5 protein-coding genes are annotated in these 12043 nt (G+C 66.8%); all 5 read right to left on the reverse strand.

Annotated elements, in window-relative coordinates; translation table 11 throughout:
- Positions 1–36 precede the first annotated feature (36 nt).
- Positions 37–4830 carry an RHS repeat-associated core domain-containing protein gene (locus JYJ93_RS21415; RefSeq protein WP_206794092.1) on the reverse strand — a complete coding sequence of 1598 codons (4794 nt, stop codon included), beginning with the start codon at positions 4828–4830 and terminating at the stop codon, positions 37–39.
- A gap of 33 nt (positions 4831–4863) precedes the next feature.
- Positions 4864–9678 (reverse strand): RHS repeat-associated core domain-containing protein, encoded by a 4815-nt coding sequence (locus tag JYJ93_RS21420; protein ID WP_206794094.1) that lies wholly within the window; start codon positions 9676–9678, stop codon positions 4864–4866.
- Positions 9679–9726: 48 nt separating this feature from the next.
- Positions 9727–10110: a hypothetical protein gene (locus JYJ93_RS21425; protein WP_206794095.1), complete on the reverse strand. Its 384-nt coding sequence runs from the start codon at positions 10108–10110 to the stop codon at positions 9727–9729.
- Positions 10111–10217: 107 nt separating this feature from the next.
- Positions 10218–10604: a hypothetical protein gene (locus JYJ93_RS21430; protein WP_206794097.1), complete on the reverse strand. Its 387-nt coding sequence runs from the start codon at positions 10602–10604 to the stop codon at positions 10218–10220.
- Between the two features lie 116 nt (positions 10605–10720).
- Positions 10721–12004, reverse strand: a complete 1284-nt coding sequence (locus JYJ93_RS21435; RefSeq protein WP_206794099.1) for a phospholipase D-like domain-containing protein — start codon at positions 12002–12004, stop codon at positions 10721–10723.
- Positions 12005–12043 lie beyond the last annotated feature (39 nt).

Below are 12043 nucleotides of genomic sequence, written 5' to 3' on the forward strand. Positions count from 1 at the left end.
GCCCCGGAGCTTCGAGGCTTCGGGGCCTGCCGGCGCTCACCCGAAGAAGCGGAAGGCTCCGGGCTCCGAGTAGCCGTCCCAGAGGCTGGGGGTAGGGCTGCTCGGAGGCGAGGACCATGCTTCCCCCGACACGGGCACATCGAGTTCGGGATTGATCTGCGTGAAGTGTGTCGGGTCGTAGGATTCGACGGCCGCGATCGCATCGAACTCGCGCACCCGCGCCCGGTGCATGCGCTTCCATGCCGCGCTTCGGAGGGCTGCCCAGAACTGGCTCGTTGCACCGCTGATGCCGCCCGCGCCGACGACGGGGAGCAGGGACGGGTCCCACTCGACGCGCCCCTTGCTGATCGCCTGGGACACCGTCCAGTTGAACGAGGATTCGGAGCCGCCTCCCACGAACCCCGCGAGGGCCTTGCCGACCGCCGACCGCCGCCCGACCTCTCCCACGAGCTTTGAGGCGACCTTCAGGCCTCCCTTGGTCAAGGCGGTGCCAATCCCCGAACCCAGGACGCCCACGCCGAGACTGATGCCCAGGTCCTTGTTGAAGAACTGATCCGCGCCCCACCGGTTCTCCGCCGCGGACGTGCCAATGGCGGTGATGGCGCTGCCCACGATGGCTCCGGCGATTCCCGAGGCGATCGCGATGGCCACCTCCGTACCTGTGGCGACCAGCGTGCTGGTGCTGGCGAGCGCCGCCGCGAAGACCCCGCTCGCCACCCCCGCGGTGACGATGGTGACCGTGGCCCCCACCACCAGGGCGCCTCCCAGGGTCAACCATTCCCACCAGGCCATGTTCCCCGTCGGATCGCTCATCATGACCGGGTTGCCATCGGCGTAGTCATAGCGGTTGAACAGGGGGACGCTGTCGCGGGAGATGAACCGCTTGAGCCCCGGGTCGTAGTAGCGCGCCCGCATGTAGACGAGGCCCGACTCGGCGTCCCGGTACTCGCCCTTGAAGCCGAATGGGTTGTCCTGGAGCGTGAAATCGCCTGGGCCCCCGTCCGTTTCGCCATACGCGCTGAAGCGGTCGCCCGCGAGCGTCTTCCCGGCGAGGGTCGCCACGACGTGGCTCTGATCATGGAGGAGCGCCAGTGCGTCGCTCCCCTGCACCTGCCGCGAGGCGCGCAGGGAGCCCGTCATCTGGTGGCTGACGCTCGCCTCCCCCTGGATCTCGGTGGTGATGTTCGGTGCCGCGGCGGCGTCGTAATAGAAGCGCACGGGGGCTTCGTTCGCGCGGCGCTTGCTCCGCCGCAACCCATCCGGCTGGTAGCTGTAGGCGAAGCGCTGGGATGCGGCGTCCACGAAGCCCGTGAGCTGGCCCAGGGCGTTGTACGTGAAGCTCCGGCCAGCACCGTCCTGGGTGAGATTGCCCAGCGCGTCGTAGACGAGATTCCGCGTGGAGCCGCCTGTCACCTGGATGGAGGTCAGCTTGTTGTCCGCGTCATATTCGTACTGGGAGACCTCGTCCTTCACGCCAGCGCGGGTCAGGGTCTGTTTCACCACGTTGCCCGCGGCGTCGTAGGCGTACGTCCGGCGGGAGCGCAGCGTGCCCGAGGCGTCCTGTTCCTGCTCCTGGGTCAGCTGGCCCAGGCCGTTGTATTGATAGTCCACCTGCCGGTTGAGCGCGGCGTCCCGCGGTGCGTACCCGGAGGAGTAGACCCGGCGGGTGAGGTTGCCGGTGCTGTCGTCATAGCCGTGGCTGATCTCGACCAGGGTCTTGGTGCCGGCGACGGCGCTTGCGCGCGCGGTGGTCGTCAGGATGCGGCCAAAGCCGTCATAGGTATAGGCGAGGGACAGGCCGGAGCCCAGCGTGAGGGTCTTCACCTTGCCGCTGTGGGCCGCGTCCTCCGCCTTGCCGTAGTACGAGAATGAGAGGGATTGAGTCGGCTGTCCTTCGGTCTTCAGGGATTGGAGCCGCCCCTGTGGGGTGTAGGTGAACAGGGTGGAGACGCCCGCGGCATCCGTGAAGCGGGTGAGCTGATTGCTCAGCGAGGAGTATTCCCAGCTCTGGCGCTTGTCTTCGGGGAGATGGTGGGCGGAGGTGAGCCGGCCATCGGGCGTATAGGTGTACGTGATGCTGCCGCGGGACGTGTCGTCCTCGAAGTGCTCCAGGGTGAGCAGGCGGCGGGTGGTGGCTTCATGGGTGCGCACGAGCCTGTGTTTCACCTTCCCATCCAGGAACTCCGTCTGGGAGAGCGCGTTCACGGCGTCGTAGGTCTGGGTGAAGGCGGTGCCCGCGAGGTCCGTCCGCGACGTCTGGTTGCCGTTGGCGTCGTAGGTGAAGGTCTCCTTCTTGCCCAGGGGCGTGGTGAGCTGGGTGATGCGGCCGGCCGCGTCCGACTGGAAGCGCTCGCCCCTGGCGGAGGCGGACTGCTTGCCCACCTGGAGCGTCCGGGTGGTGAGGGTGAGGTTGCCGAAGAGATCGCGGTCCTCCAGGTGGATGAGCGTGGTGCCGTCGCCTGTCTGGGTTTCGGTCCGCAGCGCGTTGCCCAGGAGGTCCCGGGTGATGTGTCGCTCGATGCGGGAGGCGCTGGTCGGCTCCCCCTGCCGCTGGGAGACCACGTGTCCGCTGGCGTCATGGCCGGTGGACGTGACGCGGGAGGTGCCCGAGGCGGTGGAGAAGGCCTCCTCCCGGGTGATCTGCTGCCTGGCGTTGATGTGGCGCAGGTGGGTCTTCAGGCCGTTGAAGGACTCGGTCTGGGTGCCGGCGACTTCGTCGTATTCATACGCGCGGACGTTGCCTTCCGCGTCCGTGACCTGGAGGAGCCGTCCCCGGTCGTCATAGGCATGGGTCAGCCGGGAGGCTTCACCCAGGATGCCGGTTTCGCCGACGAGCCGGCCGTGTCCGTCGTATTCCCGGCTGTAGAGCGTGCGCTCCGCTCCCTTGGAGCCGGCATTGTCGGCCTGGCGGACCACCTGCCCCAGACCGTTGTACTGGACGCGGGTCTCGTACCCGTTGGCGTTGTGGACGGTGAGGGTCCGTTGGGCGTCGTCGTAGGTCCAGCGGGTCGTGATGTTCAGCGCATCCACCACGGACGTCTTCCGGCCGAGCGCGTCGTAGGCGTAGGTCAGGGTGTTGCCGCGTCCATCGGTTTCGGAGACGACCTGGCCGGTGGCCGTGTCGATGCGGCGGGTCCTGCTCGCGCCCGTGGGATCCTTCGACACGACGGTGAGGCGGTATGACTTCGCGTCGTGGCTGTAGGTGTTCTCCAGGACGGCGGTGGCGGCCTTGGCGCCGGGGGGGCTGAGCTCCTCCCGGATGAGCCGCCCCCGGGCATCGTGGGTGTAGACCAGGCGCCGCGAGGGCTTGAAGACGTTCGACTCGACGAGGCCCACCTCGCTGCTCGCGACGAGGCTCCCCGTGGCGTTCAGCTCCTGGGCGACGCGGGTGATGACGGGGGCCGCGCTGAACTCGCCCCCGGCGTGGGAGTCGTGGACGTCCTTCTCCAGCTCCAGTCCGAAGCGAGAATCGTAGCGGAAGGTCTCCACCCGCTCCTGTTGGAAGGTGACGCCATCCGCCGCGACGGCCTCCTCCCTGCGGGTGAGCTGCCCCGCCTCGTTGAACGTCTGGGTCACCTTGCGCGCGCGGAAGTGCTTGTCATCCCCGGGATTGTAGGTCCGGGTCTCCACCTGGCTGGGGATCTGGTAGTTCGCGGAGAGCTTCTTGATCGCGGGGAAGCTGCCGTCGGCGCCTTGATCCGGATAGGTGAAGAGGGTGGTGGCGATGAGGTCCGTGGAGGTGGCGCTCGAACGCACGTCGGTCCGCGTCTCCAGGTGGAGCCGGTTGTAGGTATGACGGGTGAGGGTGACGCCATCGTCCACGGTGGCGCTGTACCGGTAGCGGTGGTCCGTGCTCTCCAGCAACGCGTCGCCGGAGGAGAGCGAGTAGGTCGGGTGGCCGGTGTAGTTGTGGTGGTCTCCGTCGGGGTCGTACTGGTAGCGCGTGGTGTGTGAGCCGCCCTGGAACGTGCGGGTCACCGCGGTGACGACGTCGAGCCTTCGCTCCGTGGCGTCCGCCTTCGCCTGGAGCAGGCCATAGCTGAAGGTGGTGGCGAGCTGTTCGGGCGAGTCGATCCGGGAGAGCAGGTTCTTGAGGATCTGCCCTCCCGCGTATGTGAAGGAGGTCTTCCGCCCGGCGGGATCTTGATAGGCCTTGAGGCGGCGGGCCGCGTCGAACTCGTAGCGGATGCCGCGCGACGGTCCGGAAGCCGAGGGGAGGGAGATCTCGATGGCGTCGTCCGGATAGGTGAAGGCGAAGACCTGGCCATGCGTATCGACGATGCGCAGCAGCTTCGTCCCGAGGACGGAGGCGTCGTCAGGCGCCTGGTACTCGTAGAGGATGTGATTGCCGTGGACGTCGGCAAGGGCAATCAACCGGCCCCAGAGGTCGAAGTATTGCTTCCGGCCGTCGAGCAGGGTGAGGACGCTCAGGTACTTGCGGCTCTTCGCCTCGTCGAAGGGCAGCGCCGGCTGGCTGTTGAAGGACTCCAGCTTCATGTCCTGGAGGGCGTGGTACTTCATGCCGCTGGGCCAGTGGGCGTCCACTGTATGGGATTGCGAGCCCTGGATGACGATCCGCCCGCCCACGATGTGGCTCAGGCGAAAGCTCCACATCGGGGGCAGGCCCAGGATGCTCCGGGGTTGTCTGCCATCGAGCTGCACGTAGTCGATGCCCAGGTCCACGTCGAGCCCCCCGAGCCCCGGGACGACGGGGGCCGCGATGGAGATGCGCAGCTTGCCCGTCCGGGGGTTGACCTCGCTGGAGAAGGGGTCGCGGAAGTTGTTGGCGTTGGAGGGGTCGCCCCCCTCGTCCTTGTCAATCTGTCCCATGACGCAGGACTCCTTTTGGGGTCAGCCGGGGTTTCAGGGAAGGAAGCCGGGAAGCAGGAACTGCGCGGGGGCCGCGGGCGGCTTGGGGGCCCGGATGGGGCCGGCCGCGTCCAGCTGTCTGTAGGCGCTCCGGATGGCGGCGAAGTCCCCCGCCCCGCCGGCGGACCCCAACGAAATCGCGGGGCCCGCCGTCGTGCCCGGGTTGAACGCCACGACCGGCGTGGTCCGCGTGCGCTGGAGGTAGCGATGCCTGGCGCGCTCGCCCAGGTACGTGCTTCCGGCCCCCGCGAACCCTCCGCCGACGAGGGCTCCGAAGATGCGCTCGTCCCAGTCCACCTTGCCCTTGGTGAACTGCTGGAGCAGGGGCTCGGCGACGAGCGCTTCGACAGAGCCCACCGCGAACCCCACCAGCGCCTGGGCGGCGACCGCCTTGCGCCCGGTCGTCCCCACCACCTTCGCGACGACCTTGTTGCCCACGAAGCTGGCCTTGGCGCCGATCCCGCCGCTGATGGCGGCGAGCCCGACCTCGATCCCCAGCTCCTTGTCGAAGTACCGGTCCAGCCCCCAGCGGCCTTCCCTGGCGGAGTAGCCAAACGCTTCCACGCCCTTGCCCACGAGCGCACCGGCGACGCCCGCGGCGACCGCGATGCCCACCTCCGCGCTCAACGAGACCAGCGTGCTGGTGCTGGCCAGCGCCCCGGCGAGCAGCGCGGAGCCGGCGCCAGCGGTGGCGATGGTCACGACCACGCTGGCCACCAGCGCGGCGCCCAGGGTCAGCCATTCCCACCACGCCAGGTTGCCGGAGGGGTCCGTCAGCATGACAGGATTGCCCAGGGCGTATTGGTAGCGATTGAGCAGGGGCGCGCTGTCGCGGCTGATGAAGCGCATGAGCTGGGGGTCGTAGTAGCGCGCGCGCAGGTAGACGAGCCCCGACTCCACGTCCTGGTACTCCCCCTTGTAGCCAAAGGGATTGTCCTGGAGCTGGAAGGTCCGGGGCCCGGACGCGACGGGCTCCTGCTCGCCATAGGCGCCGTAGCGGACGCCCGACAGGGCCTGCCCGGTCAGCGCCGCCACGACATGGCTCTGGTCGTGGAGGAACTCCTGCGTGTCCTGTCCCGGCACCTGACGCGCGAAGCGGAGGTCGCCGGCCTGGACATGGCTGACGCTCGTGGCGTCCTGGATTTCATTGACGAGCCGGGCTGACGGTCGCCCGTCGTAATAGAAACGCACCGGCGTCTGGGATGCCTGACACTTGCTCTTGCGCAGCCCGTCCGGGTGATAGGTGTAGGTGTAGTTGAGGGTCTTGGATTTGAAGCCCGTCAGCTGACCGAGCGCGTTGTACTGGAACGTGCGCCCCGCGCCATCGTCCGTGAGGTTGCCCAGCAGGTCGTAGGCCAGGCTTCGTGGAGAGCCACCCTCCAACTGGAGCGTGAGGAGCTTGTTGTCCGCGTCGTACGTGAAGCCCGTGGTCTCATCCGGAAGGCCCGCGCGGGTCAGGGTCTGGCGCGTGACGTTGCCGGCGGCGTCGTAGCCGTAGGTCCGGCGCGTGAGCAGGACCCCCTTCGGGTCTTGCACCTCCTCGTGGAGCAGCTGCCCGAGCCCGTCATACTGGTAGCTCACCTGGTGGTTGAGCGAGACGTCCTGGGGCGACCGGGCGGAGGAGAAGACCTTTCGCGTGATGAAGCCCGTGGCTTCGTCATACGAATAGGCGACGGTGAGCACGTCCTGTGTGCCCGCGCGCGCCTGGACGGTCGCGACGCGCCCCGCGCCATCGTATTGGTAGCGGATGGCCAGGCCGCCGCTGAAGGTCAGGGATTGGACCTTGCCGCTGTGCGCGGCGGAGTCCGCCTTGGAGTAGTAGCCGACGGTGAGGGTCTTCGCGCTCGCGTCGCTCCCGGAGCTCACCGTCTCCACCTGACCGCCGCGGGTATAGGTGAAGCGGGTCGCGACCCCGGCCGCGTCGGTGAAGCAGCGCAGCTGATTCGTCGTGGCGGAGTACTCCCACTGAAGCGTCTTGTCCTCCGGAAGCGAACGGGTGGACGTCAGCAGTCCCTCTGGCGAGTACGTGTACTCAATCCTGCCGTGGGATTGATTTCCGGCCAGGTGTTCCACGGACGTCAGCCGGCGGGTGGTGTTGTCATGGGCGCGGACGAACCGGTGAATCACGTTGCCCTCCGTGAAGCGCTCCTCGGTGAGCTGCCCCACGGCGTCATACGTCCGGGTGAACAGCGTCCCCGCCAGGTCCTGGCGGGTCTTCACCGCGCCGTGCTCGTACGTCAGGGTTTCGTTCTGGCCCAGGGGATTGGATGCCTGCAGGAGGTGGCCCGCCGCGTCGTACCGGCACGTCTCGCCCTGGACGGAGGCGGCGCTGGCCTGCCCGGCCCGCTGAAGCGTGCGGGTGGTGCGCAGGACCTGACCGTGGAGGTCCCGGTCCTCCAGGTGGATGACGGTGGTGCCGTCACTGCCCGTGGTCTCGGTCCGCACCTCGTTGCCGAGGATGTCGCGGGTGATGCGCTGGGTGCTGTTCCAGGCGATGGCGGCGGTGCCCGCCCGGGTGCCCGTCTTCTGGAGGACGACGTTCCCGTTGCCGTCATGGCCGGTGAGCGTGGCGCGAGAGGTGCCCGGCGTGGCCTGGAAGCTCTCCTCCTGGAGGATGCGCTGCTCATCGTCGAACCACTGGGTCCGCAGCTTGATGCCGTTGAAGAACTCGGTCTGGCTGCCCTGGAGCTCGTCATAGGCATAGGTGCTGACGTTGCCTTCGCTGTCGGTGAGCTGGCTCAGGCGGCCCCGGGTATCGTAGGCGTACGTCAGCTTCGAGCCCTCGCCGAGGATGCCGGTCTCCTGGATCAGACGGCCCAGGGCGTCATAAGTCCGGCTGTTGTGAACGCGGGCAGCGCCCTGGGGACCGGCGTTGTCGGTGTGGAGGAGCAGCTCTCCGAAGCCATTGTCCCGGAGGGTGGCGCTGTAGCCATTGGCGTTCACCACCGTGGTGGACCGGGTCGCATCGTCGTAGGTCCAGGTGGTGGTGACGCCCAGCGGATCGACGGTGGAGCTCTTGCGCCCCAGGGTGTCGTAGCCGTAGGTGGTGGTGCCCCGGGCGTTCGTCTCGGAGGAGAGCAGGCCCGTGGCGGTGTCGTACTCCTGGCTGCGGACGTCGCCCACGGCGTCGGTCTGCTGGACGGTCAACCGGTGTTTTCCGGGGGCGTGCGTGTACGCCGTCTGGAGGGCGGAGGACTCGGTGCCGGACGCCCCGGTGTCCGTCTGGAGCGTGACCCGTCCCGCGGCGTCGTATTCGTAGCGGGTGGTGCGCGAGGCGCTGAACGCCCCGTCGGTCACGAAGCCTGTCTGGGTACTGACGACCTGGCTGCCGTCGGAGCTCAGCGTCTGGACGACGCGGGTGATGACGGGCTGGGCGCTGATGAGGCCCGTGGCCTGGTAATCGTGGACGTCGTGCAGCAGCAGCAGCCCGAAGCGTGGATCGTACTGGAGGACCTCCTTGCGCTTTGTCTGGAAGGCGCCTCCGGCGGCCGCCGTGGAGACCTCGGTGGCGGTCGGCTGCCCCGCGTCGTTGTAGGCGTTCACCGTCTTCCGGGCGCGATAGGGCTTCGTGTCGCCGCCGGGACCGGCGTCGTAGGTCCTCACCTCCACCTGGGCGGGCCGCTCGTAGGACTTGGGGAGGGCGTTGTGGGCAGGGAAGGACACGTCGGCGCCTTGCCCCGGGTAGGTGAAGAGGGTGGTGGTGATCAGGTCGCCGGGATCACTCTTGGAATAGACCTCGGTCTTCAGCTCCAGGTGCAGCCGGTTGTACGTGCGGCGGGTGAGGGTGGCGCCGTCATCCACGGTGGTGACGTAGCGGTAGCGGTGGTCCGTGCTCTCCATCAAGGTGTCCTTGGAGGACAGCTCGTAGGTGGGGTTGCCGGTGTAGTTCCGGTGGTCCTTGTTCGGGTCCAGATTGTATTCAGTGGTGCGTTCAATCCCCTGCGCCTTGCGGATGACCTGGTGGATGACATCCAGGCGGCTTGCTTTCCCTTCCTTGCGGACGTCCAGCGTCTTGTAGGTGAAGAGGGTTTCGAACTGGTTGGGAGACTGGATGCGGGTGAGCAGCCGGCGGTTGAGCTGTCCGCCGCCGTGGGTGAACAGGGTCTTCCTTCCGGCCGGGTCGTGATAGGCCTTCAGCGCGGTGGGCGAGTCGAACTCATACAGGATCCGCTGCGCGCTCCCATCACCGGGGGGCAGGGTGATCTGGATGCCGTTGGCCGGGTACTCGAAGGAGACCGTCTGGCCGTAGGTGTCGACGATGCGCGTGAGGCGCGTGAAGAAGACGGAGCGGTCCGCTGGCTCCTCGTAGAAGTACAGGATGTGGTTGCCGTGCGGGTCCGCGGAGGCGATCAGCCGCCCGTGGAGATCGAAGTACTGCTTCCGTCCGTCGAGGAAGGACAGGATGTTGAGGGAGCGCTGGTCCTTGGCCTCCTCGAAGGGAAGCGCTGGCATCTTGTTCAGGGTCTCCAGGCTCATGTCCTGGAGGACGTGGTACTTCATGCCGCAAGGCCAGCGCTGATCCAGCGCATGGGATTGAGAACCATTGATGACAATCCGTCCGCCGACGATGTAGCTGAGCCGGAACTGCCACATCGCCGGCAGCCCCAGGACGGTCCTGGGAGGTGCCTGGTCGCTCTGGGTGTAGTCAATGCCCAGATCCACGTCCAGTCCTCCCAGCCCAGGCAGCCGTGGCGCCGCGACGGAGATGCGCAACCTTCCCGTCCGTGGATTGACGTCGCTGGAGAGGGGGTCGCGGAAGTTGTTGGCGTTGGATGCATCTCCGCCTTGAATCGTGGCTGCCTGGGCCATTGTGTCGCTCCGTATCTTGGGACTGACCGGGAATGTCTGGCAATGCGATCAGCTGGCCCGTTGATAGACCAACAGCATGTAGCAGGTGCCGTTGTAGTAATCGCTCATGGAGAACTTGGCGTACGCGGCCTCGGTCGGCGTGAGCACGTCATTGAGGAACTTGCAGAGCTCCAGGAGGTTCGTCGTGTAGTCGGAGGCGGGGTCGAAGGTCCAAAGCCGCTCCGTCCAGGTGCCCTCCAGGTTGTAGGGCGGAGGGGTTCCCGCGTCCTTGTTGTAGAGCACCGCGCCGCGCGAATCCCGATGCCTCGCATCCGTGTGGGCGGCCTTGGCCGTCGCGGCTTCGTTCTCGGTCAGTTGGCTGATCTCCGTCGCCATGCTCGTGATGACGACGCGCGCGTCGTTCTTTTCGATGTATTTGAATGTCCAGGCCATGTCTGTTCTCCCCTGGTGAAAGGTGGGTGTCGCGGGTCGTGGATGGGATTGACCGCTCGGCGACGGAAGCGCCCTTCGGGGCGCCGTCCCAGGTCGCTTCGGGCGGGTTACTTGACGCTGGTCGGGTAGATCAGCCCCATGTGGCAGGTGTAGCCGGAGATATCGCTCATCGAGAAGAGCGCGAGCGAGGCCTGCTCCGGGGTGAGCCCGTTCAGGTGCGCGCAGATCTCCTCCGCGGCGGTTTCGTAGCTGCTGCCAGCGGAGACGGCCTTGAGGGTGCTGAGCCAGGGCTTGCCCGGCGCGCCAGGAATGGACTTGATGGAGGCGTGCTCTTCGTAGAACACCAGGCCTCGCGCCTTGCCATTCGAGACGTCGCTGTGGCCCATCTTGGCGGTGAGCGCCTGGTACTTGCTCAGCCCGTTGAAGGAATTGATGAGCTGGCTGACGACGTCCTTGGTCGCCTTGCTCTCAAAGAATCGGTACGTCCACGACATGGCGGGTCCTTGGAGATGGGTGGCTGCTTCCATCCAAGGTTCAGGACCCGGGGGCCGTTGTTGAAGCTGCCTCCGGGTCCCTGCTCGCTCATCCCCAGGTGCGACGCGCCTGCTTTTCAGCCGTCGCTGAGCGCCTGGGCCCAGCCCTTCTCGAAGTTGTCGTGGTACGCCTGCCACAGCGTGTCCGAGTAGAACTTCGCCAGGTTCTCGTCGTTGTAGCGCAGCGAGTTCTTGGACAGGTTGTGCGAGCCCGTCAGCACCATCTTGCGCACCGTGCCGTTGAAGTTGCCGGAGTAGACGAAGTGCTTGCTGTGCGTGAGCACCTCGCGCGGCGTGCCGTCGCCCTGCTTCACGTTGTTGGCGGAGACGTCGTACAGCTGGCGCAGGGTGATGTTCTTCGCGCCGGTGAGCTTCGTTTTGATGCCCGAGTCCATGTCCGTGTAGAGCACGCGCACCCGGCAGCCCAGCTTGCCAATGCGCACCAGCTCCGTGGCCACGATGGCGCGGCTGTCGTTGAAGTGGTTCTGGTTCACGTCCAGCGTGCAGCCGGCGACATACGTCTTGATGTAGTCCGTGAAGTTGTTCGTCACGGTGTCGCTGGACAGCTCGTTGTCATTGCCCTCGCGCGGGAAGAAGTACGCGGTCCACGGCGCATTGGGGGAGCTGTAGTAACCCTGGCCCGTGGTGGGGTTGTAGTAGTCCGTCGTCTTCGTGCCGCCGCGCAGGTCGTTGTGGTAGCCGACCCAGTAGTCGTACCAGTCCCAGTCCTCGTAGCTGACGACCATGTCGTTCCAGTAGTTGTTCTGGGAGTAGGTGTTGTTCCACGAGCCCTGCACCACCACGCGCTGGATGCGGTTGCCCTGCGGATCCGTGGTGGTGGAGAAGGTGAAGATCTTGTCGTGCATGATGGTGCCCTCGCGGTCGAAGCCCGCGATGCACGCGCTCCCCGCGCCCGTGCCGTTGCACCGGGTGAGCTCCAGCCTCAAGCCGTCCGGGCATGTCGCCGCCGGGGGCACGTAGCTGCTCAGGTCATGGATGACGCCGCCGGAGGCGAACTCCGAAGCGGCGCCGCCGTTCTGCTCGTCCACCACCAGCCGCACGACGACGCCACGGCACAGCGCGGATTTGATGGCCGCGTTCAGGTGGTCCGTCGTCCACAGGAACATGGCGATGCGGATGTAGGAACCCTTGGGGCTGTTCTGGATGAGCCGGGCAATCTCATCCTTGATGCGGTAGTCCCGCGTGCCCGTGTTGTCCGGCTGGTTGAAGACGGCGTAGAGCCCGGGCACGTTCGTCGCGCCCTGGGCCTGCTCCGTCAGGTTGGGATCCGTCTGCGCCTCGGGCTGACACCCGGTGAGCGCGAGCACCGCCAGTCCTGCCACCGCCAACAGCCGCTTCATGACCTGCCTCCGTTTCGCCGCCTCCAACCATTTAAGCTG

This window comes from Corallococcus sp. NCSPR001, assembly GCF_017309135.1.
Lineage (GTDB): Bacteria > Myxococcota > Myxococcia > Myxococcales > Myxococcaceae > Corallococcus.